Genomic DNA, 25,896 nt, shown 5'->3' on the forward strand with positions numbered 1-25,896 from the left:
AGTCGAAACATCATGAGTTTGTTAAAAAAAACCCATTACATTCAGTTTTTTTGTTTGTTCGCTTATTTTATAGGCACTGGGTATGGCTACTGTCAGCAATATGACAACAAAACTTTAGAGCAAAGCGCAATGGACTTTGTTGAACCAAATGTTGCCCAAGACCCAGATAGTCAGCTTGAGCTGAGCGTTTTACCACTGGACTCAAGAATTCCAGCGAGAGAGTGTTACACTCCGCTAAAATATAGCACGGCAACGACCCCTCCTTTTTCGACGCAAGTGACTGTTCAAGTAAAGTGTGAAGATACCCCTGGTTGGACTCAGTACGTGCATGTGAGGATCGATCACCTCTTCCCTATCCTTGTCAGTGCTACTATGCTTGAGAAAGGTCGGGTGATAAGCGAGCAGGATATCAAGGTCGAGCTACAACCCAAACGTTTTCGCAGAGTCTCTTATATTGAAGATAAATCCATATTAATTGGCAGTCGCAGCAAGCGAAATATCAGAGAGGGCCAAGCCTTTACTCAAGCCCATATTTGTATGGTATGTAAAGGCGATACCGTTATTATTTATGCAAAATCCGGTGGTCTTGTTATCAAAACACAAGGCGAAGCGATGCAAGATGGCAATAGAGGCGAATTAATTAATGTCAAAAATACTCGTTCTGGCAAAAGCTTACGTGCTAGAGTAATAGAAGTGGAAACAGTAGAGGTGAATTTATAAAAAATTTGCTAAAGTAATACTTATAAATGCCGATATGATGGCTGAGAGTATAAATTTATTGGGTCTACAATTATGGTAAATCAAGTTAACGGTCAGAATCAGTCTACCTCCGTTGCTAACAATGTTAAGCAGCAAAAGGCCGAACTGCAAAGAAGTGAAGCAAATAACGCAACAGCTAAGGCACCTGCGTCACCAAAAGCCGCTTCAGACTCAGTCAGCCTAACGCCACAGGCGCAACAGCTGAAAACGGTAAATGAAAAGGCACAGCAGTCTTCAGGCTTTGATGATAAAAAAGTTGAAGAACTGAAAAAAGCGATTGCTGAAGGCAAGTATCAAGTTGATGCTGAGAAACTAGCGAAGAATATCGCTGCATTTGAGTTTGAAATATATGGATGATTTGGTTCGGCTTTGCCACCACAAACTTTCAGAACAAATCTCAACGCTAGAAGCGATGACCCAGCTTCTGGCGCGTGAGCTTGATGAGCTCGCATCTCGCCGAGGTGATAATCTAAAAGAAATCGCCCGCGAAAAACTTACTCTCATTTCCAAGCTACAAAAACTCGACAAAGAGTTGTCCAAAACTGAATCACAAATTTTTGAGCGTGAGGAAATCATTCCTTTGGTGTCAAAAGTGCGCACGCTACTTAGCGAATGCCAAACCAAGAATGAAATTAATGCTAAGACAGCTCACCAAGCCAACGTAAGCACACGAGAGTTAAAAAGTATCCTTATCGGTGCACCTACCTCGGTCACTTATGGGCAAGATGGTAACGTAAAAAGCAGTGACGGCGAGCTAGTTAAAAACCTCAAAGCGTAAAATATCTGTAGGCTGCTAATTTATAACAACTCAGACTAAAAATTCCATAAAAATGGCGCACAGCGTGCACCATTTTTAAGCGAATTGGTATTATAGTTAGGCTATTTGAAACTATAGGAAATCTTCTTAATTTTTTGAGGCTTCACTTGCGTGATGTATAAATCGTATACCCGCTTCATATCCAACTCTAGCTCAGTTGCATAGGTATCACCGACCGCATAACTTTTAAGCACCTTTGCGCCTCTTATCAGGCCTGACACTTGACTCTTCAACCCATCATTTTGTGCAATTGCACCTTTAACTGTCGTTGTCGATGTTAGCTTTTGTCCATATAGCTGTTCAGCGAGCTCTCTGTAAGCTTCAAGTTTAGAGACCTTAATAGCCATCAATTGCTTTTCTCCAGCCGAGCTACCAGGTTGAGCGCTCAGCGGAGCATAACCGACAGCACGTAACACAGGAAAGGTATCTGGCTGTACTGTTTCATATTCAATATGCTTATCAATCATACTTGAGCAGCCACCAAGCCAAAACAGTGCACCAGCCACAACAGTGGCACCAGCTAAATTAGTGATACGCATTTTGCTTCTCTCCGCTAAACTAAATACCAGTCTATTCATGGCAACGTGGCTGCTGAGTATCTTGACAAGCTCGGTCACGACGAACGCTGATATAGAAATAAATTCGTTAAATTAGCTTATGCACAAATCCTGCCAAAATTTGGCACAGGTATTGCTGAGTAAATAGGTAGTATTAGATCTGGGCAACTTATTATGAAAAAGCAATTAGCGACAGGCCTATCACTTTTGTGCATAGCCATACAGCCAGCACACGCTGAATGGTTTGAAGTCACAGGTATGGCTGACGTAAAAGATGGTGACCATCAAAAAGCCAAAAGAAAAGCGATAAATGATGCCATCACTCAAGCCTTGCTGTTTTCGGGCGCCACGGTAAGTAGCGTGCAAACTGTCACTGACGGTATCCTCACCCAAGATCAACTGAAGATCCGCTCGAATGCAGAAATTCAAAGTGCCAACGTTGTGGCAGAGTCCAGAGTTGGCGACTCTTGGCAAGTTACTTTGCATATAGACATCACACCGCAAAGCAGCCAATGCCCCACCAGCGCTTATAGCAAACAAGTTGCCGTAACGCAGAGCCAGCTAAAAAATAAGCACCAAGCAACTTTAGGTCAAATTTTTGACATCAACAAGGTAGTGAGTGAGCGCCTCTACCAAACATTGACTGAACAAAAACTAAGTCTAGAGCCTGTCCCGTACTTTGCTCAGACCATAAATGTAAACCGCTTTTTTAGTCAACGTTTTGATTATAACGAACAGCTCATTGAGACAATTACTGCAAATACCAATAGCCAGTATGTGTTGCTGAGCCAAATAACGGATATTTCGAGCGTCGACAAGCTCAATAATGAGCTGGCATTTTGGCAAAGTGATAAATACTTAAGAAGCTTCAAAGTCGACTTTGTACTATTTGATGCATTATCTCATGAAAGAGTTTGGCAAAAGCAATACACTGAACAGGGCGTGTGGCCATTTAAGAAAACGAAGTTGATTGATGTATATAGTGAGCGTTTCTGGCAAACCGATTATGCCGATAGCATTCAAACCACGTTAGATCAGGTCAGCGTTGACCTCAACTCAGCGGTCGCCTGCCTTCCTACCCATGGCAAAATTCTACATCTCGAGGACGAACAAGTGGTGATTAATTTAGGCCGAATGCACGGCTTGGAAAATGGTCAGATCCTCAATGTTGCCCACAGTAGTCCATTAGTTGACGGCGATGGCAAGGTGTTTATGCGTCAGGTTAAAACCCTGAATAAACTACAAGTGATCCAAGTGAATGCGCAGAATGCAATTGCTATTAATGTAAGTAAACGCCCACTTCACAATGTGCAAATAAATGATCTTGTAGAAATTCAAATAGAGAATGAAAATGAGTTTGCTTTGTAGCAGTGCCTAGAGTGGCCTTAGCACACAGCTCCCCAACTTACAGTTGGCGTCCCCAGTAGGAATCGAACCTACATCTAAGCCTTAGGAGGGCCTTGTTTTATCCATTAAACTATGGGGACAACGCTACCAGTTATGTTTAGTATACTGATTTTAATGAGTTTTTAAAGCTTATTATCGCAATTGTGTTGCGTCTGCAAGCTATGTTACAAAACGCAATAGCTGATCTATTTTAAGACAACAAAACCTAATACCAAATGTATTAAGTAAATGCGCTATTTGAAGCGCAGAAAGCCTTAGTAGCTAGGTAAAAAGACACCTTCAAACAGATCATACAATTGCATTGATTCGACTTATGCTAATGCGTTTTTAACGTGACGCGCAGCGCCGATCAGCGACTGCGCAAATAGAGTTATCTTGAAGCCGTAGCTTGGCCGTCTAAGATAAAGTAAGGAATGGTGACTGCCGTGCTCGCAATCACAAAGTTCGTATCGAATTCTAATAACCGTGCATTCACCTCTACCCCCCTTGGGCGATAGATCATTGTCCCCGTCAGTACATGGCTGGGAACCTGCCCACCTTTTAAACGACTGGCATTGCGTGAAAATGTTAGATCACCACTCGAAGTTACTTCAATTTTACCTAGGGCTTTAAAATCTAGAGCTTGATAACCCAGCTTTTGCATTTGATGCATCAGCGACTCGGCCAGTTGATTACCGAGCTGGTTAGTTTCTCTGAGCGATTCATTGAAGTTAACAAAACTGGCAACCGCGATCGAATCAGGCTTCTGCCCTAAAATTGTATCAGACAGCTCAAGGGCAATTTGATTTGCGTAATTAGCAACTTCTTTTCGATGGCGATAACTGATGAATCCCATATCTTGCGTTACCGCGGCCTCAGCATATTCGTTACGCTCTTGCTCTTCCATCATGGCGTACAAAATTTCCATATCATTTTGCTGTGGTGAATCCGTCGAACTCGAAGTGGGTTGCTCTGTCATCTCACAACCACCTAATAAGGCCAGTGTTGTTGCAAAAAGCACTACATTTTTCATTCTGCCCCCTAATTAGCTCGCTCTAGCTGAATACCATCGTATGCGGCGCCATCTTGCAGTGCATTCACTACACTTTGCGGCAAAAAGCCCTGGGCGGTTCCTACGACGCTTTTACTTCTAAGCCCCACAACCCTTGCATTGACCATCACACCACCTTGATGATTCACCAAAGTGCCGCCTAACACGTATAAAAATGGATGGTCATCCGATAACTCTAAAAAGTCACGGCTAAACACAAAGTCCCCCTCAGGCGTTACCCGAATATAGTCGGTGGTTTTAAAATCCACGACCGGGATACCAAAAGCATGCAGTTCATGAATAAAGCTCTCTGCCAGCTGATTCCCCAATAAAGAGCCTTTATCAAAACTCTTGTCTAAAAAGACAAAACTGGTAACAGCTATTGGTGTTTTCTCATTAACGTGTTTAAGATTCGCCACCATGTCTTGCATAATACCTTGTACATAGTGAGTCACATTTTTACCCGCCATCTGCTGCGAAATTGAAAACTGCTTCATACCGTTTGGGTTGCTTTGAAACATTGAGGACTGCTCAAAGCCATTGCGAACGGGCTCAGTCTTTGCGCTATCAACCGCAAAAAAATTACTTTGGGCGCAGCCAACCATCAATGAAAGAGGCAAAACCAAACTGACTATTTTCTTCATTACTCTCATCTCCATTAATATTGGCTTCTTAAGATTTGACCATCACGGTTGGTAACACGCTCAGCTCCCCACAATGCCCCCTTGGGTACACTGATAGAGGCAGCTGAAACAGCTCTGTTATGTAATGTATCTACAAGTCTTGCATTAACTAAGTAGCTGTCTCGACTCTCTACGATAGTGCCAACCACTACCAGGTCAATTTTCTGGCGTTGGTTAATCGCACTTAACTCTCTACTTAACATACTATCGGCAGTATCACTCAAAGATAAAGCGCTGCTAAGACGATATTCAACTACATTGGCCCCCATTTGACTTAAATGCGTGATCAGCGACTCTTGTAAGGCAACACTTAACCCAGAGCCTTGACCGTCAATGCTCGCTGTTAGTTGGTTTGCTTTAAAGAAGCTGGTCACTGCGATCGTTGAGTTTGGCTTAAACGGACGAACATACTGACCAAGTTCTGTCGCTAATTGCGCTGCAAAGTCGTCAAAATGAGGCAGCACCTCATGCTGTTGCGTTGCCTCTCGCTTACTTACCGGCTGACTACTGGAACAACCTGCCAACCAAATTACCAAAATGAGTGATAAATATTTCATGTCACCAAGCCCATAATACACTTAGTGCTGAAAATGCAAAAAATACGCCAGTTTTTATAGGCGGTGGCTAGTATAATGGCTGACTAAACAATTAAGACCAATACGTTTAAGCACCTTACAACCCTCAAACGCAGACGCTTTATCAAGAAAAGCTCCTAATTTCAGGCGATAGTATTTGGTGTCTTGGATGTTGACCTGCTCAATATTCACTTCACTTTTAGCAAACTCAGCTGGTAGTTTTTGTTTTATTTGCTCATAGGTTTGACGTACCTTTACATAGTCAGTGGTAGAAGCGAGTTGAATGGCAAATTCTGGAGTTTGCTCTGGCTCCTTGGGCTGTTTTACAGTTTGTTTTTCATGTGTATTTGTCGCATGTGGTTTTACTGCTTGCGCCGACTTTTGCTCAGTAAGCTCGTCTGATAACTGCATCGCGATGATATCAAGATCTTCTTGAACCGCCTCAAATTTTGCAACTTGCTGTTTTAACGAACGGAGCTGTTCGACCTCTTGCTGTAACGTGCTCACTTGTTGAGACAATAAAGATAACTGCTTTTTTACTTCTAATGCATCCAGTTGCGTATTATTGGGCGAAGTTTTACAGCCGCTTAGTAGCAGCCCAGTTAACAGCAAGCAAAGTTGATTAGTTTTTCGCATTTTGCTCTCTTTCATAAATAATTAAATCTTCTACGGTACATGTAACTTTATAGGGCTGTAACGCTTGGCAAATTCTTGCCGCACTATGACCTTGATTAGCTCTCAATACCAGTAAATACATTTGCTCTCCCTGCTTTTGCGCATAACCAAAACCACTGTCGAGTATACTCGGGTAGCGCTTAGCTAAAATAGCGGCGTACACTTTTAGGATCGACAAGGTATTGAACCGACCAGCAATCGCAACTTCTTTTGATTTGGATTGTAGCCGTTGCAGTTCTAGGTTTACATCTAGCAATACGTCCCCTTTTGGACTCAGCTCTACCTCAACCTGTTCATTCGCCGCCATAGCTAGACGCTTGGCATCACTAATTTGTGTGCGATATGTTCCTGGTTTTAGTCCGGTAAAGACATAATATCCATCATAAGCTGTCTGAGTTTGCGCTACTGTTTTGCCACTTTTGTCGACCAAATTGACCGTCGTAAAGCCCGCGGGTTGCTTTTGCTTGCCTTCTTTAACTTCAACAAATCCTTCAATTTCTGAAGAATTCACAAATGGGATCTCAATATACTCGACAAATCCAGGCCTAGGCGTAAATGAGAAGCCATCATTGGCGGGGATCAAAAAAGGGTCTGGAATGCTGTCTTGGTCAACGACAATATCTGTCTTTTTATAGTTTGCCATGGCGGGTAAGAGGGCAATACCTTCATCATCCGTTTTACCTTGTGCATAGTTTTGTAACGCCCTAACCGTTACACCAGGGAGTGAGCGCTCTCCTTCATCGCGGTGGCCATTATTGTTCTGATCAATAAATGCGTGGATCATCAATGACCCAGACTGCGATAGTCGCTTAGCACTCATGAATACGTGCTCTGGAGTCTTTCCAGCACCAATGCTGAACTGTCCAGAAAGACCAACTTGCCAATCATCATTACTATCTAATTGCACATCACTCAGTAATCTAAACTTATCGTGGTTCCAACTAAGCCCCAGTTCACTTTTGTGGTAATCTTCAGCAAAATCTTTATAAAAGGTGATCCCTAAGTCAAAGTCTTCACCGACATCTTTGCTAAACTCAATTTCTGCGGCAGTAATTTCATTCTCTGGTTTAATATCATACCAAGCAGTAAAGCGACTATAGACACCAAAAATTCTACGCTGCCAGCGAGCGTAGCCGCTTATATCGGCAGCATCTGCAGCACTATCTTGCCAGACAAACTGATTGCTAAAAGTGCCCCAATAGTTACCAGAGCTAAATAAAAGTGATGCCTGCTCTGCACGTTTATCATCAAAGTTATCCAAATACAGGTATTCAGCTCGATAATAGAGTTGGGGCAATTGAAAAAATGACCAAGCTCCAGCAGCTGTTAACTTTACTTCCGTAGCGTTTTTATTTAGATCTGCATCTCGTTGCATCTCAATATTAGCAGCAACTTGTTGACCAAATAACCGGGTACGCGTGTTCATCGCCAAAGCCTGAATGGCATCCTCTTTTCTGTAATCAACATCGAGTAACACAAGCTTATTAATATTGGTGTTAAACCCAAGCGAATAAACCTGTTTGGCGGGATTCTCACTAGTACCTTGTTTGTGTTGCACACCAGCATATACTGCCAAATCTGCTGACAGTCCATAATCAAAACGGCCATTGACCTGCCAACTTGAGCTCCCCTGCTGGGCTAGTTTATCCCCCAATACACTTTTCCCCGCCTCAGTAACTGATACCGCAAAGAAGCTTTCCCCTTTTTTTGCTAACCCCTGCTCTACATAATAAGTTTGTATCTCTTTTGAAACTTGCCCTTGTCCACCATACATCACTAATTCGAAGGTATTCTCTCCAGATAGCAGGTCAACATTTTCAAATTCGTAGCGCCCGACTTGAACATTGTTTTGCTGACCAATCAATAAGCCATTGCGATATAGCTCAACGTCCCAGCCTGCTTGCACTGGACCAGATATCACAATGCGTTGACGATTGAGCGTTTTGTAGAGCGGTGCATTGCTAAATCTAATTCCCCTTCCTTCCTCAATTAATGCATCGGCACCAATTTGAACACTTTGAACGTCGCCCACAGCAACACTAGTAAAGTCACCAAAAGGCAGGGCTTTAGCATCCGCAGAAGCACGGTTAAGTGAAATTCTCGAGCGACTGATTAAGTCTTCTTCTCTTCCTGAAATAAAATATTTAGCTTGCCAATAAGCGATGTCTTGAGCACCAATAACTGAATAGGAAGTGCGGTCTTCTCCTTTTGTTATTTGTGTATTTACTTGCGCGTCTAAAACGGGTTTACCCAAATTTTGGTAGGGGCTCGGTCGCCAAGGTAAGGTCGCGCTTGCATTGCGATCATAACGTGCAACCTCTCGGGACATACGCTGATGTTTAGCTTCAATAGGGAGCACTTCCTCGCTGGTCACCGTTAATGAAAGCTCTCGCGTGTTGGGATACACACTAACATCAAAGAGTGTTGCAATAACGTAGTCCGCTAAAAACACTTCGCCATTGATTACTTGCAGTTCGGTCTGATCTAATTTAATTTTCCGGCCTCGCGATTCAACCTGCTGTGTCATGGGGTCGAGATGAAACGTCTGCTCCGGAGCAAAAAACCAACCGTCAAAATGGCCAGAATCATTTTCAGTAACAACAAACCCTAAGGCAGAGAATAAACTCAGCAGCTCTATGTTGACGCCCTGCTCTGAGGTGAGCGCAATCACTTCTCCTAAATATAGATTACCTTTGTAGGTAGACAGGAATAACTCTGTACCTACTTTTATCCTGGCGACCTTTCGCTCACTTTGCTGACTCGCAAGCTTTGCTTTCACCCTTTCAACTCGTTCCAATAATCGTTGCAACGGTTCTAGCTGAGCAGCAACGGCTGGCTGACGACCGACAAAAGTGATGAGCAGCACCAAGCAAAAAATACGTAGCATCACCTAAGCGCTCAAGACTAAAAAGAGACGGCGTCTTCTACGAACGTTCGATTGGTAAACTCCTCTTCGCCTTCATACTTGACCACTACTTTTCCTGGTGGCTTTAGCTCGATGGCTTTGTCTACCAAAAAGTTAACCGTTCGTTGATTTAATTCTGGATAAATTGCAAACTTATTGAGCACCCCTATTTGCTGCGGTTGGGCATCATGCTGACCTTGCCAATACGCCGACAACACACCAAAGCTACTGTACTTACCCGAGCGACTCAGTATCACCTCAAAAGATTGTCTCCCATCTTTTAATTCGTGCCAATTAACCGCTTCAAGCCCTATCTGCGGCTGAGGATTACCGACTCTGAGGATTACCGGGATACTGTAGCTCATCAGTACGTCAATATTGATGCCTGCTTGCAATTCACCTTGTTCATCCGGTAACTCTCTAAACAGTAAATGGGAGCGATACTCTCCCTGTGTCATATTTGATTTTCTTCTCACCGCTAATTTAATAACTTGGCGCTCACCCGGCCCTAAGGTTATTTGACGAGGAGAAACGCGAATAAATGAGCTGGCTGCCATAGGATTTATTTCTGGCTGTGCAAAGTTGGCATAACCACCTTCCCTAAGCGCCAGCTTTTCTTGAAATTCAAGGCGGTAAGATTTGGTTTCTTCACCATTGTTAATTATCGTGACCCTTTCTATGCGCTGACGCTCTTCAAATGCAACCCGTGTAGGTGTGATCAAAAGGTTTGCGCTAACCTTGAAACTGAATAGAACAAGTAAGATAAATAATATTTTTTTCATAATTAGTAAGATAAAGTTATTTCAACGTTTAAGGTTTGCGTGCCATCCGTGGGGGCCTTTCCATTACCAGCAAAACGCAATTGCCCACCCACTTTAAACCCGCCAGATCCGACACTATCGGTGGTAATGACGTTTTCATGATAAAGCGTCATCAACTGAAAGGTATCTGATGCCCCAAGATTCCAGTATCCTAGCCAGTCGTTGTAAATATTTGATTGCACGCTAATTTGACGGTTATTGGGAAAGCCTGTTAATACAATTTCTGCGGCATGACCAAATTTAACAAAAAGAAGGTTACTAGACGTTTGGGGTCTAGTGTTTGGCACTATCGTCACTGTCCCTGCGCTATTCGGATCAATAATGGCAATTGTGCCAAAGCTAAGATCTGAAGTTATCGACACATCTTGCGCTTTGGCGCAGAGGCTAGCGCATAAGAGCGCTAGTACAACAAGCCGCAACATTATTAGTAAGCGATTTCTATTTCTACTTTACCATCGTAGCTGCCACTGCCATATGTCGCCGTACCACTGCCTAGCGCTTGAGTACTCAATGTTGCGCCAACAGAAAGCTTAGCGACACCCGTTTCATCCACTCTAAACTTGTTGTTAGTTACTTCACTGTTAGGCTGAGCGCCATTTACGACGTAAAACTCAAAGTCTTTCAGATCGAACGATGCGTTGCCAACACTATTAACTGTTGTCGAGGCCGGTGCGGTAATAGTCAGTTCTGTATTCGGTGCAGCGTCTGAAATCTCTATCACGCCGGGGCCACCTGGTGCGATAAGGTTAATTACAGCATTGCCTGGATTCGCAATTTCTGGATCAACTAATGCTGGGTCGGCTTCAATTTTCATCGTAGCAATATCGGTTGCATCACCTTGTACCCTTAACGTTCCAAAATCAAGCGCTTCGGTAGCATCAGCTGAAAATAAGTTTTTTACTTCAACTTTAACTTCCAGTCTGGCGGTTTTTGCAATTGCAGAAGAGGCGAGTAGAGTAGTAGAGATTGCACTTAAGATAAGCGCAGATTTAACGATTGTTTTCATCTTTAAATTCCTTTAGAGGTAGTTTTTATCGCCACCGAAATACCGTTTTTTGATGGCTAATTCTTTATCGTTCCTAAATAGGAAAACTTTAGTAAAAATTAAAGCATTAATCTTCTACAATCAACACTTTGCACAGAAAGTAAGCGACAATACACTTTTGCTTCCTGCGTTGATTGCAATCCTGAGATAGTTGCCCAGCTTCTATCGTTAAACTCCTGTATAGCGACTTCAGCCTCAGCAAATAGACTTGGAAACCGACTCTTGATGGCCGATAAAAATGCTTGATGCCTTTGTAGTTGCGATGTGGAGTTCTTAAAAATAGGAAAGAGCCTAAGTTTTATGCTATCTACTGACAATGATTGCTCGTGTTGCTTTGCCACGTAGCGCTTAACTTTTTGTCCAGGACGGGTTGAGCTTTGAACGTCAACAACATCAGCCTGTTGCTCTAATAAACTCAACAAAGTGGATAAGTCTTGTTCTAAAAGACTGAGGCGCTCGACACTCTCTAACTGTTGCTCGTTAAGCTGCGGAACCGAGTGCTGACCACTGCTACAACCCGATAGCACTGTAGATAATGTGAGCGAGATCAAAATAAAAAAGTAAGTATTCACAGCAAGTTACAACAAAAATCCATTTAGTACCCAATACTACCTAAGCTAAGTTAAATAGCCAAATGCTTTTATCGCAAATATTCACCTTTTTGACTAAAGGTAATTCATTTAGTTTTTTCTGTAATATAAAATAATTACTGTCTTCTTTACCCCTGCAATGGCAGCTGGTATCCAGCAAACGCCTACTACAGGAGTAATGACCTTCATATTTACCGCATCAAATTAAATAGCCACTGGCGCCTTAATATGGGGATGAGATTGATAGTCTACCAACTCAAAGTCTTCATATTTGAAATCGAATATATCCTTTACTTCAGGGTTAATTCGCATTGTAGGTTTTGCATACGGCTCACGGCTTAATTGTTCTTCAACCTGCTCCATATGATTTAAATATAGATGAGCATCACCAAAAGTGTGAACAAAATCACCAACTTCTAAGTCGCAAACTTGGGCAATCATCATAGTAAGCAAGGCGTAGCTGGCTATATTAAATGGAACTCCAAGGAAAATATCTGCACTGCGTTGATATAACTGACATGAGAGTTTGCCATCTAGCACATAGAATTGAAACAGAGTATGACAGGGCGGAAGCGCCTGTTTGCCCATAGCCGCATTTTCCTTCGGCGAATAGTTGGTGTCTGGTAACAACGCCGGATTCCACGCACTAACAATCAGTCGGCGCGAATCTGGGTTAGTTTTGATTTGCTCAACAACCTCTTTGATTTGATCAACTACCTCACCATTCGGGCCAACCCAAGAACGCCATTGACTGCCATAAACAGGGCCTAAATCGCCCTCATCAGTCGCCCAGCCATCCCATATACTGACCCCATTTTCCTTGAGGTAAGTGATATTAGTATCACCTTTTAAAAACCACAGTAGCTCATGAATAATTGAACGAAGATGGCATTTTTTGGTTGTTACGAGTGGAAAGCCTTCTTGCAGGTTGAAGCGCATTTGATAGCCAAATACGCTGACCGTACCGGTACCTGTGCGGTCCTCTTTTTTTGTGCCGTTATCACGTACGTGACGCATAAGTTCTAAATATTGCTTCATTATTCGCTACTCTTTAACTCTTCACTTGTTTTGCTGAGGTATGCTTGTCTTCACGTTTGTATGCCCAAATCATTAACACGGCACCGGCGATCACCATAGGTAAAGATAAGATCTGACCCTGAGAGATGATACCGCCATATAAACCAATGTGGGCATCTGGTTCACGGAAATACTCAATTGCAAAACGGAATACACCATAACCTGCTAAAAATAGTCCTGCCACACTGCCTGCTGGACGAGGTTTTTTCCTAAACCAGAGCAACATAACAAACAGCACTAGACCTTCAAAAAATGCTTCATATAATTGCGATGGATGGCGTGGTTGAGGCCCGCCTGTTGGGAAAACAAAAGCCCATGGTACATCGGTTACACGACCCCATAATTCTCCATTTATGAAATTACCTATTCGCCCTGCAAACAGTCCCACAGGAACCATAGGTACAACAAAATCTCCCACCGACAAAATAGACCGTTTATTCTTGAGAGCATACACCACAATTGCAGTGATCACCCCAAGTGCCCCACCGTGGAATGACATTCCTCCTTGGTCCACTCTAAATAGATAAATCGGATTTTCAATAAAGTGACTAAATTGATAGAACAGTACATAACCGATACGACCGCCGAGGATCACCCCGAGCATTGAGTAAAATACTAAGTCACCCACTTGGTCTTTATTCCAACCTGAATTCGGTTTTTTAGCCTCTTTACCTGCCCACCACATTGCGAACATAAAACCGATTAGATACATCAAGCCATACCAACGAACACTGAGCGGTCCGATGGAGAAAATCACAGGGTCTATCTGTGGAAACTGCAAAGCCATAGCCTTTCCTTAATTCATTAACATATTGCCAGCGATAATAATCAGTAACGCCGCAAACACTTTTTTAATTGTGGTAACTGGTAAGTGGTGAGTCGCCTTAGCACCTACTGGCGCCATAAACCAAGAGGTCGCCACGATACCAACCAAAGCCGGTAAATAGACAAAACCTAAAAATCCATGCTCAATATCCACATGTTTAGTCCCTGAAGCAATATAACCAAAGGAACCAAATATTGCGATAACAATGCCACTTGCAGAGGCACATCCGATCGCTTTTTTCATATCAAGTGAGAAAAAGGTGAGTAATGGTACGATTAACGCACCGCCTCCTATCCCAATCATTGCCGATAGTGCTCCTGTCACTGACGTTAACACGGACAGTATTGGGCCGGTTGGCATCACCCTTGTTGATTGTGGCGGCCTTCGAGAACTCCATGCCATCTTCATGGCGATACCAATAACACTCACGACAAAAATAACCCTTACCATTTTTTCTGGCAACAGTACCGCGGCAAAGCCACTCCCCAAAGCACCAATTGCGACGCCTAACATTACCCAAGGAGCAATGTGCCATGGAACATTGTCATTTTTATGATGGGCTTTGGCGGACGACGTCGAGGTGAATATAATCGATGCAAGCGATGTGGCAATGGCGACTAACACCACCTGCTCTTTTGGGATTATCTCAAACTTAGTGAGTATGACTGATAAAATCGGAACTATTAACAACCCGCCCCCAATTCCGAGCAGGCCGGCCAAAAAGCCAACCGCACAGCCGAGCAAAGCGCATAGTACAACGATGAGTAAAATAGTTTCCATCAACAAGCTCTTATTCTTTTAGCGCGCTAATGGTAGCGTAAATAGCGTTAAGAAGCACCCTTTGCTTGATGGCTTGTGTAGAGTAATTCAGCAAAGTTATGCTCAATCATGAATTCTTTGATGATCCGACGGACCTGCTTGGAGGAAGGTTGTGAGAGGCAGCTTTCAAGTAATATTTCCATGTCAGTTACTTTAAGCCGCCGTAGTACCCATTTAACTTTATTAAGTGAAGAAATGTTCATACTTAAGCGCCGATACCCCATTGCAATTAAAAGAATGGCACCTTCGGGGTCTCCACCTAGTTCACCGCATAAGCTAAAAGGTAATTCATGTAACTCACACTGCTGAGCAATGTGATTTAACACTCTCAACACACTTGGGTGATAGGGGTCAAACAGATCGGCAACCTGGGCATTGGTTCTATCAACAGCCAAGAGATATTGGGTTAAGTCGTTACTTCCAACCGAGCAAAAGTCTATTTTCTTTGCCCAGTCAGGTAGCAAGTAGATACTCGAGGGCACCTCCAGCATCACACCGACTTCGGGTCTATCTATCGTGTAGAAAGGATCAGCCCACTCATCTTGAAGTTCAAAGCAAGCTTGTTCGATTAGCGCCATCGCCTCTTCAATTTCTTCGCTGTGCCCTACCATGGGCAACATGATCTGAAGATTACCAAGACCGGCATTGGCTTTGATCATTGCTTTTATTTGATCTAGAAACAGCTCCGGATGATCAAGAGAAACCCGAATGCCTCGCCACCCAAGGAATGGATTATCTTCTTGAATATCAAAGTAGTCGAGAATCTTATCGCCACCAATATCTAACGTTCTCATCACCACAGGCTCAGGGTGGTATCGTGTTAACACTTCCCGATACCACACCTCTTGCTCAGCTTGAGACGGAAACTGACCTTTTTGCATAAACCATGACTCAGTTCGATACAAACCTACACCATCACAATAACTTGCACTTAAGGTTTCGGTGGAAAGGTCCAGTCCGGCATTTAGCAGCAAATTTATACGCTCTCCATCGAGGGTAATGGGAGGTAAATCGTGCTCAGCTTCAAACTTATCATGCAGTATGTTGTCTTTGCGTTTGATTTCAACATATTCATTAACGAGCATTTGTGACGGTGAAATATAAAGCCGTCCAGAATATGCATCCATGATCATAGACTTGCCATCAAACTGCAGCAATGGAATATCTTCTATCCCCCAGATAGCGGGAACCCCCATCGCTCGGGTCAAGATAGAAGCGTGTGAATTTGCAGATCCATGCACACTCACCACCCCTTTGAGTTTTTCCTTTGGCACTTGTGCCAGCATTGTGGGGGTAAGGGTATGCGCAATAAGAATTGTGTTGTCTGGATAATGTTTAACGGCCTGCTCTGTTGATACTAGGTGCTGAAGCACTCGAAGGCCAATATCCTGCACATCAATGGCGCGCTCCTTAATGTAAGGGTCGCTCATCATATCAAACTGCGCCACCAGTTTTTCAATGACGATTTTTAATGCTGTTTTTGCGTTCCAACCTTGCTGAATTTCGGATTCAACCTGCTTGCCTAAACTCTTAGCATCGAGCAATTGTTGATAAACCTCAAATACCGCCACGGCTTCTTTTGGAATATCATCACTGAGTGTGCTGGCTAAAATATGAAACTCTTGCCGAGTAGCAGCCACAGCCTGATGAAAAAGGTGCAGTTGCTGCTGACTATTTTGATGTTGCTGCGGTTCGATGCTGGCAAAGTCAATATGAGGTAGCACCACATACCCGTCACCCAACGCAATGCCTGGCGCACTGGACACCCCTTTGAGTACGGATGTACGATGACTACTGGCGTCCTGTTGCAGTAACGTTTGGATTTCGGTGTTAGCCAACTGCGACGCAAGCTGAGCCGACAAGGTGATCAGAAATGATTCTTCATCATGGCTAAAGACGCGTGCAATTTTTTGCTGCACCACGATAACCCCAAGGACTTTGCGTTGGTGGACCACTGGCACTGACAAAAAAGCGTTGTAGCCTTCTTCGTTGACTTCTGGGGAGAGTTTAAATCTTGGGTGAGACTGAGCATGCGCCACGTTAATGGGTTCTTCTCTTTGCGCGACGAGGCCAACAAGTCCCTCAGTAAAACCCATACGGAATTGCCCAATCGCATTGGGGTTAAGTCCGTCCGTTGCCATTAGAATGAAATTATCTTGGCTGTAATCGGCAAAATAAACAGAGCAGCATTCTGTGCGCATCGCTTCTTTAACCATAGTGACAAAGCAATTTAATGCACTTTGTAAGTCACTTTGCTGTGCCACTGACTCAGCAATCGATCTCAACGTTGCTAACACTTGCCGCTCCTTTACTTTATCGTTTGTTGCGCCAAAAATCCTTCTGCCCTTGTTGCTCGCGCTTGCCAAATGGCATCGCAAATGGGGCGAACTCTTTCATTACACGTCGATAGACATCACGCTTAAACGACACGACCTGGCGTACCGGATACCAATAACTCACCCAACGCCAATCATCAAACTCAGGATGATGAGTACGCAATAAGTCTACGTCTTCATCTTTACACCTAAGTTTCAACAAAAACCATTTTTGTTTCTGTCCAATACAAACTGGACTGGAATCTCGTCTAATTAACCTTTTCGGTAGTTTGTAACGTAACCAATGTTTAGAACTTGCTACTATTTCAACATCTTCTGGCCTAAGTCCCACTTCTTCATGAAGTTCACGATACATCGTTTGCTCAGGCGTTTCCCCTTGATCTATCCCACCTTGAGGAAATTGCCAAGAGTGTTGTCCGTAACGACGGGCCCAAAAAACCTGCCCCTGATTATTACAAATCACTATTCCGACATTGGCACGAAACCCTTCGGCATCAATCACCTTAGTGCCTCATTTATAAGTCGATTTTTAATGATTGTTCCACAACTCCCGCGTCACGGCAAATTTAATTCCACGCTATACCTAAATTTTCGCAACATACTCTCAAGTTACCCACAACTTGTGCATAACTTCAAATCAAACCGTTTAAATTACGAACAAATCCACAATTTAAGATTTAAAAACTCAGGTTTTCCACATATTCTGTGGATAATTATGTTTATAGTCTTGTATTTATCCAAAGAGGACATTTTTACAGTTCGGCTCAAGTTCAAAAACTAAAAAATAATTGTATATTTATCATTAAGATAAGCTTCATATTCGATCTACCTACTCGCTCTAAATAAACCACATACTTAGGTTGAACACAAATCAACCAACTTACTTCAACAACTAAATTCATTTATAATTTCCGTTTTGATGTATTCACTTGGAGGGCGCATTGCAAACAACCACACCGCCACATTCAGTCGGAGAATTAATGCAACGTGTTGATAGCATTGCAGGCTTAACCTTAGGTGAGCTTGCTCAGCAACTATCATTCAAGACTCCACAAGACCTGCTCAGAGAAAAAGGCTGGGTGGGACAATTAATTGAGGCAGCCTTAGGGGCCACAGCAGGCTCCAAACCTGTCCCCGACTTTGAACATATCGGTGTAGAGCTAAAAACACTCCCGATCAGCTATCAAGGGAAGCCGCTAGAAACAACCTATGTGTCGGTCGTGCCCCTCACCCAACTAACAGGATTAACGTGGGAAGACTCAAGCGTCAAAAAGAAGCTCACCCATGTACTTTGGTTACCTATCCTTGCCGAACGTGAAATCCCACTAGTAGAGCGGGTAATTGGTCACGGATTCTTGTGGCAACCTAACTCTAGCCAAGAGCAGCAACTGCGTAGAGACTGGGAAGAGCAAATCGAGTTGATCGCCACTGGGCAAGTAGAGCAGATCTCCGGACACCTTGGAGAAGTTATGCAAATAAGGCCAAAAGCAGCCAATGCCAAAGCACTCACAGACGCCATCGGGCCTAACGGTAAAATTATTCAAACTTTACCAAGGGGGTTCTATTTAAAAATCAATTTTACTCAGTCAATATTGGCGCAAGAGTTTGGCTGCTAACAATTGCCAGTTACTAGGGCCTGTTGACCTTTACTGTTTGATTTTTGTACCTCTGAGTGGGTTTTGGTCGCGGCGCTCGACTTGCCGCCTAGTAATCTAAGCAAAAGTTGAGCAACAATGAACAGAGCGCACTCAGGGGAACTCAAAGAGCTGCACTTGATTAGCATTTCTTCTGTGTTGCCCCACAAGGATGTGGGATAAGGTGACTTTGCAGGAGCATAAAGTCTTTATCGCCTGACTCACATAGAATAACTATGCGACACAGGCTTTGCCTTGTATAAATGGCAATCAAACTGCTGCAAAAACAAACTTGAAAGATCAACAGGTCCTAGAGTGAGCTCAAGCGCTTCCCTGGCGACGACGAAACACAAACCCCATAGCATAGGCCTGCTCATCGCTGATCACTTGTTGCTTTCTTAGTAACCCGATAATTGAGTTTGGCTTTCTTGCAAAGCGCTCTGCAATGTCTGCTACTGCGGTTTGGCTGTTAAATAATGCAATCACTTGCTCAATCGCTTCTTGCGACCAAGGCAAGCCATGATTTTTTGGTAATCGCTTCGCTATGTTTTCGGTTTGACGTTGCTCCAGCGTTTTCTTGATATGCTTTTTAGGCTGAGTATTCAGTATGAGAAAGAGTGCTCTAATAATATCTGGGTGATTATATGGGGAGCTGGCGTCCATCACTTCTCCTGTGATGGGATCTACACCATTAGCGAGTGCTTCAACAATTGAAAATGCTTTTACTTTATCCATAATGTTAGTCACGTCCTGTGATGTGAATTGAATTAACTCTCCTGTCAATTTGAAGAGTGAAATACTATATTAGCTTCTTTAAAAACTTCTTATTCGAACCTCTGTTTTTTTAATTGTAGACAAGCCTTGTTAATTGGGCAAAGCAAGTTTAATGAAGGTTGTAGGCATAAAAAAACGCCAGTCTAAACTGGCGCTTTTTTCATCTCGAGTCGTAATCTAATTACTGACCTTTGATTTCGCTGCGACCTTTATAAATCGCCTTTTCACCTAGCGCTTCTTCAATACGTAGCAACTGGTTATATTTAGCTACACGGTCTGAACGACAAAGTGAACCCGTCTTAATTTGACCAGCCGCGGTAGCCACAGCTAAATCAGCAATGGTTGCGTCTTCAGTCTCACCAGAGCGGTGCGAAATAACGGCAGTGAAGCCTGCATCTTGCGCCATTTTGATAGCATCAAGCGTTTCAGACAGTGAACCAATTTGGTTAAACTTGATCAAGATTGAGTTACCGATGCTTTCTTCGATACCACGCTTTAGGATCTTAGTATTTGTTACAAATAGGTCATCACCCACTAACTGAACTTTATCGCCAATTTTGTCGGTTAGGATTTTCCAGCCAGCCCAATCGCTTTCGTCTAGACCATCTTCAATTGATACAATTGGGTAACGTGCAGCAAGATCAGCTAAGAAGCCAGCAAAACCCTCAGAATCGAATGTTTTACCTTCGCCTTTTAGGTCGTATTTGCCATCAACGTAAAACTCAGACGCTGCACAGTCAAGTGCTAGCGTTACGTCTTTGTTCATTTCGTAGCCAGCTGCAGCAACTGCTTCTACGATCACTTCTAACGCTTCTTCGTTTGACTTAAGATCAGGAGCAAAACCACCTTCGTCACCTACCGCAGTGTTTAGGCCGCGTGACTTCAGTACTTTTTTCAGGCTGTGGAAGATTTCAGCACCCATACGTAGTGCTTCACGGAAGCTTGTTGCACCAACAGGCTGAACCATGAACTCTTGAATATCAACGTTGTTATCCGCGTGCTCACCACCATTGATAATGTTCATCATCGGAACAGGCATTGAATACTGCCCTGCTGTACCGTTGATATCTGCAATATGCTCGTATAGCGCCACGCCTTTGTCTTGTGCTGCTGCTTTGGCTGTTGCTAGAGATACCGCAAGAATTGCGTTTGCACCTAGTTTTTCTTTATTTTCAGTGCCGTCTAAATCCAACATGATTTGGTCGATTGCACGTTGCTCTAGTGCATTTTGACCTTCAAGTGCTGCCGCGATTTCGTTATTGACGTAGTTTACCGCAGTTAATACACCTTTACCTAAGTAACGAGACTTATCACCGTCACGTAGTTCTAGTGCTTCACGAGTACCCGTAGACGCACCTGATGGTGCACATGCACGGCCCCATGCACCTGATTCTAGGTGTACGTCCGCTTCTACTGTTGGGTTACCGCGTGAGTCCATAACTTCACGGCCAATCACTTTAACGATTTTTGACATCTTGATTCCTCTTATTCCCAAAGTGGTGTGTGTTGCGCTGCTCAGTGGCAGGCGAATTTTGGGTTCATCAAACCCGCATTAAAGTTTGCCCTATCTCTGATGCTTGGCAAAGTGAAGATTTTACACGTATCGCATTGCCTGCGATTAGAGATAGAAAAAAGCTTGGCGATAAACACTATACTTAGCGCCTATTGCAAAACCTTTTGCAACAAAAAAGCCGTGCAAGAGCACGGCTTTTTCTTATTATGAAGAGGCTTTTTGGTGGCTGTATGCCGCCGCAACAAACCCTTCAAATAATGGGTGACCATCACGAGGCGTTGACGTGAACTCAGGGTGGAATTGAGCCGCGATAAACCAAGGGTGATCTTTGTTTTCAATGATCTCAACTAGCTTCTTATCTTCAGAGAGGCCTGTGAATTGTAGACCTGCTTTTTCAAGCTCACCTACATAGTTGTTGTTTACTTCGTAGCGATGACGGTGGCGCTCAACTACTTCAGCATTACCGTAAACTTCACGCACTTTAGAACCTTCTTTCAGGTGACAAAGTTGCGCACCAAGACGCATTGTACCGCCAAGATCTGAGTCTTCATCACGAACTTCAATCTTGCCATCTGCATCTAACCACTCTGTGATCAAACCAACTACAGGGTGTGGACTTTCAAGATCGAATTCAGTTGAGTTAGCACCGGCTAAACCCGCCACGTTACGAGCATACTCGATAAGTGCTACCTGCATGCCTAAACAAATACCTAAATAGGGTATTTTATTTTCACGTGCGTATTTAGCGGCTAAAATTTTCCCCTCAACACCACGGTTACCAAACCCGCCTGGTACTAAGATAGCATCAAGATGCTCAAGCAGCTCAGTGCCTTTGCTTTCAATATCTTGAGAATCCACATACTCAATGTTTACCGTTAGGCGATTTTTCAACCCGGCGTGCTTCAATGCTTCGTTTACAGACTTGTATGCATCTGGCAGCTCAATGTATTTACCCACCATACCAATTGTCACTTCACCTGTAGGGTTTGACTCTTGATAAAGTACCTGTTCCCACTCAGCTAAATCTGCTTCTGGACATTCTAGGTAAAAACGACGGCAAATGATGTTATCAAGCTCTTGCGACTTTAATAGCGCAGGGATCTTATAAATGCTGTCTACGTCTTGTAGTGAGATAACCGCTTTTTCTTCAACATTGGTGAAAAGTGCGATTTTCGCACGCTCGTTCGCTGGTAGTTTACGATCTGAACGACAGATCAAAATATCAGGTTGAATACCAATTGAGCGAAGCTCTTTTACAGAATGCTGTGTCGGCTTTGTTTTCACTTCACCTGCAGGGCCCAAGAAAGGAACAAGCGTTAAATGCATAAATAATGCACTTTCACGGCCAAGCTCCGTGCCAAGCTGACGAATGGCTTCTAGGAAAGGTTGTGACTCGATATCACCTACCGTACCACCGATCTCTACGATAGCAACATCATGACCTTCTGCGCCTTCAAGAACGCGACGTTTGATGTCGTTGGTGATATGCGGAATAACTTGAATAGTCGCACCTAAGTACTCACCTCTACGCTCTTTGCGCAGTACGTCTTCAAATACACGGCCTTGCGTGAAGTTGTTACGTTTGGTCATTTTGGTACGAATAAAACGCTCATAGTGACCAAGGTCAAGGTCCGTTTCCGCACCATCTTCGGTTACGAATACTTCACCGTGTTGGATAGGGCTCATTGTCCCAGGGTCAACATTGATGTAAGGATCCAGCTTTAGAATCGTTACTTTCAAACCTCGTGCTTCTAATATAGCGGCTAAAGAAGCAGCTGCAATACCTTTACCCAAGGAGGATACTACTCCGCCCGTTACGAAGATAAATTTTGTACTCATGCGAACCCTAGAAATTTCAGGAAAATTGGAATTTAAATAAGAATCAAGACGGGGCGATAGTATAGCAAAAGCCCCTAAGTCATTCCAGCTAAAAATGACTTAGGCAGGTAATATATTTTCATACACCCAGATTAAAAATCAGTAAACGTTTAAGTCAGGCTTTCAATTTTCCTTCTGCTGCCTTCGTTTAACCGTTTCCCATGCCGCATCCATAGTAGCTAAATCAGCCTCCTCCAACGAAAGGGATGACTCATGCAACACCGCTTCGATTTGCACAAATCGACGTTTGAACTTTTCACTGGCTTGTCGTAGCAATTGCTCAGGGTCACGCTTAATATGACGACTCACATTCACGGTAGCAAATAGCAAGTCGCCGACTTCTTCCGCTGTGTGCTCAGATAAGGGATCTGCTTGCAGCGCTTCTGCTACCTCGTCGACTTCCTCTTTTACTTTATCCCAAGCACCATGGTAACTCGGCCAATCAAAACCTAATTTAGCGGCCTTTTTTTGTATCTTGTAGGCCTTTGATAACGCAGGCAAACTCGCTGGAATGTCAGCGGCAAACGCAATATCGTGGTGAGCTGGCTTTTCTTGTTGCTTAATCGCGTGCCATTGCTGCTCAAGCTCTGCCTCCGAGAGCGTTTGCGGTTCTTCAAACACATGGGGATGGCGTCTGACCAGCTTTTCATTCAGCGTTTGTACTATGTCCTCAAAGTCAAACAATCCTTGCTCTTTGCCAAGTTGAGCATAAAAGATCACTTGAAATAGCAAATCCCCCAGCTCTTCTTTTAAGTGCGCCAAGTCGCCTCGCTCAATTGCATCGGCGACTTCATGCGCTTCTTCAAGCGTGTGCGGTACTATGGTGGCAAAGGTTTGCTTTTTGTCCCAATCACATCCGGTGTTTGGGTCACGAAGCTGCGACATAATAGTAAGTAACCGCTCCATAGCGTCATTGTTTGCAGATTTAGAGTCGTTTGGCATCAAACACACCTTCAATTTGCATCAATTTGGTTACTAAACGGTGCATAGCAGACAGGTCGTCCACTTCTACTTTCATCAAAAATACAGCGACATTTTTATCGTCTTGTGTTTGTACATTCATATTGAGCACATTGACTTTTTCGTTCGCTAACACCGAGCTGATATCGCGAATGAGCCCTTGACGGTCGTGAGCTTCAATTTTTAAGGTAATGGCATATGAGGCTTTAACATCATCAGACCAACTCACCTCGATCTCTCGCTCTGGGTGTTTGTCTGTAATATGAGCGAACGATTCACAATCATGACGATGTACCGCTATGCCTCGCCCTTGGGTAATATAGCCAACAATTTCGTCCCCCGGTACAGGTTGACAACATTTGGCCATATGACTCATCAAACTGCCAACACCGTCAACAATCACTGCATTTTTTTCGCCTTTATTGCGCTTCGGCGATGATATTTTCAGCTTAGGAGGGTCTTCAGGCTTGTCCTGCACATAATTTAGAAACTGATTGATACGAATATCACCAGCGCCAATTGCGACCATTAAATCATCCAAAACCTTAAAGTTAAAACGCTCAATAGCAGGATCTAAATCTTTGTAAGTAAGGTCTAGCTTTTGCAAATGATTATCTAAAATCTCTTTGCCTGCTTGCAGGTTTTTATCGCGATCTTGTTGTTTAAACCAATGATGTATCTTACTTCGCGCTCTGGATGAGTGGATATAGCCGAGTGACGGATTTAACCAGTCCCGACTTGGTGAGGCATTTTTCTGTGTCAGTATTTCTACCTGATCACCTGTGCGTAAGGTATAAGTAAATGGCACGATTTTGCCAAATACTTTGGCACCAATGCAGCGATGACCAACATTGGAGTGAATATAGTAGGCAAAATCGAGCGGTGTAGAACCCAGTGGTAAGTCGAAAATATCGCCTTTTGGGGTAAACACGTAAACGCGATCCTCAACAACCTGATTTTTGAGCTCGTCGGCAATTTCACTACCATCAACCACTTCTTCTTGCCACTGTAATAATTTACGTAGCCAACTGATTTTTTGTTCATAACCAGAGTTTCTGCCAGGTAGTGCGCCTTCTTTGTACATCCAATGGGCTGCGACACCCAGCTCAGCATCTCGGTGCATGGCTTCGGTGCGGATTTGAATTTCCACTGTTTTGCCCTCGGGGCCAAATACCACCGTATGGATAGACTGATAACCGTTTTGCTTTGGTGTGGCAATGTAATCGTCAAACTCTTTATTTAGGTGGCGCCAGCTCGTATGGACAATACCCAATGCGGCGTAACAGTCTTGGATCTCGTCCACAACCACACGCATCGCTCGGATGTCGAATAGTTGTTCGAACTCATATCCCTTTTGCATCATCTTTTTATAGATGCTGTAAATATGCTTAGGGCGACCGTATACCTGAGCTTTAATCCCTGCATCCGCGAGCCTTTGAGCAACCGAACTGACCATATTCTCCATGTAAGCTTCACGGTCTAAACGTTTGTCCGACAACTTTTTAGCAATTGATTTATAAGTATCCGGGTGCAGATACCTAAAAGATAAATCTTCCAACTCCCACTTTAATTGCCCAATTCCTAAGCGATTGGCCAGTGGAGCAAAAATATTAGCGGCGGCTTTAGCTGCAACCACGCGCTCCTCTTCTGAGGCTTTTTTTACCGCACGGAGATGGCAAATTTGCTCAGCAAGCTTAATCACCACTGCTCTCACATCCTCAACCATGGCAAGTAACATGCGACGAATATTATCCACTTGTACTTTACCTGAGCTTTGGTGGGCCAGCGTGCTGATAGTATCCATGTTCTCTACGCCTTTTAGGAGCAAAGAAATATTGTCGCCCAGCTGTTCTTGCACTTGCTCTAGAGACAAGCGATTAGCAACAAAATAAGGAGTTAAAAACGCAGTTGCTAAAGACTCACTATCAAAATTTAGATCAGCCAATATCTCCACCATTTCAATCGCCTGGTTAAGATAGTTTGATGACTCATCTGCAGGGCAGAGTTCATAGGCCTTTTGCAGCCATTCACGTTGATCTTCTGATAAGTTCAGGATAGTGAGTCGCGCATCAAACTCTAATGGCAAAGTAGTTTGATGCGACTGCCGAGTAGCAACCATGTTGTGATACCTCCTTCAAAATTGCTTACCAGTATCATTAAACGCTGTTGGCTGATCTGGTATCGTTTTACCCGCCTCATTCTCGGATAAATGATG

Annotated in this window: 26 protein-coding genes and 1 tRNA gene; 6 read left to right on the top strand and 21 right to left on the bottom strand. The window is 43.6% G+C overall.

The window, feature by feature from the left end; translation table 11 throughout:
• Window positions 1-12: 12 nt before the first annotated feature.
• The 3 genes from flgA (at window position 13) to flgN (ending at window position 1,537) form a co-directional block, all read left to right on the top strand.
• Window positions 13-720: a flagellar basal body P-ring formation chaperone FlgA gene (gene flgA, locus CEX98_RS02770; protein ID WP_099640607.1), complete on the top strand. Its 708-nt coding sequence runs from the start codon at window positions 13-15 to the stop codon at window positions 718-720.
• Window positions 721-792: 72 nt separating this feature from the next.
• The gene (flgM, locus tag CEX98_RS02775) at window positions 793-1,116 is read left to right on the top strand and encodes a flagellar biosynthesis anti-sigma factor FlgM (RefSeq protein WP_099640608.1); all 324 of its coding nucleotides are present in this window, start codon (window positions 793-795) and stop codon (window positions 1,114-1,116) included.
• A complete protein-coding gene (gene flgN / locus CEX98_RS02780; RefSeq protein WP_099640609.1) occupies window positions 1,109-1,537 on the top strand; it encodes a flagellar protein FlgN in 429 nt (142 codons plus the stop codon). Before flgM ends, flgN begins: the two co-directional genes overlap by 8 nt.
• A gap of 101 nt (window positions 1,538-1,638) precedes the next feature.
• On the opposite strand, the gene CEX98_RS02785 is transcribed toward flgN, so the two are convergent.
• Complete coding sequence (locus CEX98_RS02785; RefSeq protein ID WP_099640610.1) at window positions 1,639-2,115, bottom strand: LPP20 family lipoprotein; 477 nt, start codon at window positions 2,113-2,115, stop codon at window positions 1,639-1,641.
• Between the two features lie 192 nt (window positions 2,116-2,307).
• Between CEX98_RS02785 and CEX98_RS02790 the strand changes: the two genes are divergently transcribed.
• Window positions 2,308-3,501, top strand: coding sequence for a flagellar assembly protein T N-terminal domain-containing protein (locus CEX98_RS02790; protein WP_099640611.1), 1,194 nt, complete (start codon window positions 2,308-2,310; stop codon window positions 3,499-3,501).
• Between the two features lie 44 nt (window positions 3,502-3,545).
• Here CEX98_RS02790 and CEX98_RS02795 read toward each other — a convergent pair.
• The 15 genes from CEX98_RS02795 to rppH form a co-directional block, all read right to left on the bottom strand.
• Window positions 3,546-3,620: transfer RNA gene (locus CEX98_RS02795), tRNA-Arg, on the bottom strand.
• Between the two features lie 290 nt (window positions 3,621-3,910).
• Entirely contained in the window at window positions 3,911-4,552 is a 642-nt protein-coding gene (locus CEX98_RS02800) for a FlgO family outer membrane protein (RefSeq protein WP_099640612.1), read from the bottom strand.
• Window positions 4,553-4,560: 8 nt separating this feature from the next.
• Window positions 4,561-5,214, bottom strand: a complete 654-nt coding sequence (locus CEX98_RS02805; protein WP_099640613.1) for a FlgO family outer membrane protein — start codon at window positions 5,212-5,214, stop codon at window positions 4,561-4,563.
• Between the two features lie 14 nt (window positions 5,215-5,228).
• Window positions 5,229-5,810, bottom strand: a complete 582-nt coding sequence (locus tag CEX98_RS02810; protein ID WP_099640614.1) for a FlgO family outer membrane protein — start codon at window positions 5,808-5,810, stop codon at window positions 5,229-5,231.
• A 54-nt stretch (window positions 5,811-5,864) separates the two neighbouring features.
• The gene (locus CEX98_RS02815; RefSeq protein ID WP_099640615.1) at window positions 5,865-6,464 is read right to left on the bottom strand and encodes an SPOR domain-containing protein; all 600 of its coding nucleotides are present in this window, start codon (window positions 6,462-6,464) and stop codon (window positions 5,865-5,867) included.
• Complete coding sequence (locus tag CEX98_RS02820; protein ID WP_099640616.1) at window positions 6,451-9,390, bottom strand: SdrD B-like domain-containing protein; 2,940 nt, start codon at window positions 9,388-9,390, stop codon at window positions 6,451-6,453. Before CEX98_RS02820 ends, CEX98_RS02815 begins: the two co-directional genes overlap by 14 nt.
• A 17-nt stretch (window positions 9,391-9,407) precedes the next feature.
• Window positions 9,408-10,130 carry a fimbria/pilus periplasmic chaperone gene (locus CEX98_RS02825; RefSeq protein WP_099640642.1) on the bottom strand — a complete coding sequence of 241 codons (723 nt, stop codon included), beginning with the start codon at window positions 10,128-10,130 and terminating at the stop codon, window positions 9,408-9,410.
• 62 nt (window positions 10,131-10,192) lie between these two features.
• Complete coding sequence (locus CEX98_RS02830; protein ID WP_242441600.1) at window positions 10,193-10,591, bottom strand: DUF4402 domain-containing protein; 399 nt, start codon at window positions 10,589-10,591, stop codon at window positions 10,193-10,195.
• Between the two features lie 62 nt (window positions 10,592-10,653).
• The gene (locus CEX98_RS02835) at window positions 10,654-11,235 is read right to left on the bottom strand and encodes a DUF4402 domain-containing protein (protein ID WP_099640618.1); all 582 of its coding nucleotides are present in this window, start codon (window positions 11,233-11,235) and stop codon (window positions 10,654-10,656) included.
• A gap of 98 nt (window positions 11,236-11,333) precedes the next feature.
• Window positions 11,334-11,846, bottom strand: coding sequence for a hypothetical protein (locus CEX98_RS02840; protein ID WP_099640619.1), 513 nt, complete (start codon window positions 11,844-11,846; stop codon window positions 11,334-11,336).
• 222 nt (window positions 11,847-12,068) lie between these two features.
• On the bottom strand, window positions 12,069-12,902 hold the full coding sequence (locus tag CEX98_RS02845) for a thymidylate synthase (RefSeq protein WP_099640620.1): 834 nt from the start codon (window positions 12,900-12,902) through the stop codon (window positions 12,069-12,071).
• Window positions 12,903-12,915: 13 nt separating this feature from the next.
• Window positions 12,916-13,728, bottom strand: coding sequence for a prolipoprotein diacylglyceryl transferase (gene lgt / locus CEX98_RS02850; protein ID WP_099640621.1), 813 nt, complete (start codon window positions 13,726-13,728; stop codon window positions 12,916-12,918).
• A 9-nt stretch (window positions 13,729-13,737) separates the two neighbouring features.
• Complete coding sequence (locus CEX98_RS02855) at window positions 13,738-14,547, bottom strand: sulfite exporter TauE/SafE family protein (RefSeq protein WP_099640622.1); 810 nt, start codon at window positions 14,545-14,547, stop codon at window positions 13,738-13,740.
• 47 nt (window positions 14,548-14,594) lie between these two features.
• Window positions 14,595-16,883, bottom strand: coding sequence for a phosphoenolpyruvate--protein phosphotransferase (ptsP, locus tag CEX98_RS02860; RefSeq protein WP_099640623.1), 2,289 nt, complete (start codon window positions 16,881-16,883; stop codon window positions 14,595-14,597).
• A 16-nt stretch (window positions 16,884-16,899) separates the two neighbouring features.
• Window positions 16,900-17,424, bottom strand: coding sequence for an RNA pyrophosphohydrolase (gene rppH, locus CEX98_RS02865; protein ID WP_099640624.1), 525 nt, complete (start codon window positions 17,422-17,424; stop codon window positions 16,900-16,902).
• Between the two features lie 439 nt (window positions 17,425-17,863).
• On the opposite strand from rppH, the gene mutH reads away from it, so the two are divergent.
• The gene (gene mutH / locus CEX98_RS02870; RefSeq protein WP_099640625.1) at window positions 17,864-18,538 is read left to right on the top strand and encodes a DNA mismatch repair endonuclease MutH; all 675 of its coding nucleotides are present in this window, start codon (window positions 17,864-17,866) and stop codon (window positions 18,536-18,538) included.
• A 339-nt stretch (window positions 18,539-18,877) separates the two neighbouring features.
• On the opposite strand, the gene CEX98_RS02875 is transcribed toward mutH, so the two are convergent.
• Both CEX98_RS02875 and eno read right to left on the bottom strand, forming a co-directional pair.
• Complete coding sequence (locus CEX98_RS02875; protein WP_143484311.1) at window positions 18,878-19,291, bottom strand: hypothetical protein; 414 nt, start codon at window positions 19,289-19,291, stop codon at window positions 18,878-18,880.
• A 220-nt stretch (window positions 19,292-19,511) separates the two neighbouring features.
• Window positions 19,512-20,804, bottom strand: coding sequence for a phosphopyruvate hydratase (gene eno / locus CEX98_RS02880; protein WP_099640627.1), 1,293 nt, complete (start codon window positions 20,802-20,804; stop codon window positions 19,512-19,514).
• Window positions 20,805-20,848: 44 nt separating this feature from the next.
• On the opposite strand from eno, the gene CEX98_RS22825 reads away from it, so the two are divergent.
• The gene (locus CEX98_RS22825; protein ID WP_172439714.1) at window positions 20,849-20,989 is read left to right on the top strand and encodes a hypothetical protein; all 141 of its coding nucleotides are present in this window, start codon (window positions 20,849-20,851) and stop codon (window positions 20,987-20,989) included.
• Window positions 20,990-21,047: 58 nt separating this feature from the next.
• On the opposite strand, the gene CEX98_RS02890 is transcribed toward CEX98_RS22825, so the two are convergent.
• The 3 genes from CEX98_RS02890 to relA form a co-directional block, all read right to left on the bottom strand.
• On the bottom strand, window positions 21,048-22,682 hold the full coding sequence (locus CEX98_RS02890) for a CTP synthase (protein WP_099640628.1): 1,635 nt from the start codon (window positions 22,680-22,682) through the stop codon (window positions 21,048-21,050).
• A gap of 162 nt (window positions 22,683-22,844) precedes the next feature.
• Window positions 22,845-23,663, bottom strand: a complete 819-nt coding sequence (mazG, locus tag CEX98_RS02895) for a nucleoside triphosphate pyrophosphohydrolase (RefSeq protein ID WP_099640629.1) — start codon at window positions 23,661-23,663, stop codon at window positions 22,845-22,847.
• Window positions 23,647-25,800 carry a GTP diphosphokinase gene (gene relA, locus CEX98_RS02900; protein ID WP_099640630.1) on the bottom strand — a complete coding sequence of 718 codons (2,154 nt, stop codon included), beginning with the start codon at window positions 25,798-25,800 and terminating at the stop codon, window positions 23,647-23,649. The genes mazG and relA overlap by 17 nt, the downstream gene beginning before the upstream one ends.
• Between the last annotated feature and the right edge of the window lie 96 nt (window positions 25,801-25,896).

The sequence above is a fragment of the Pseudoalteromonas piscicida genome (genome assembly GCF_002744175.1).
GTDB lineage: Bacteria > Pseudomonadota > Gammaproteobacteria > Enterobacterales > Alteromonadaceae > Pseudoalteromonas > Pseudoalteromonas piscicida_B.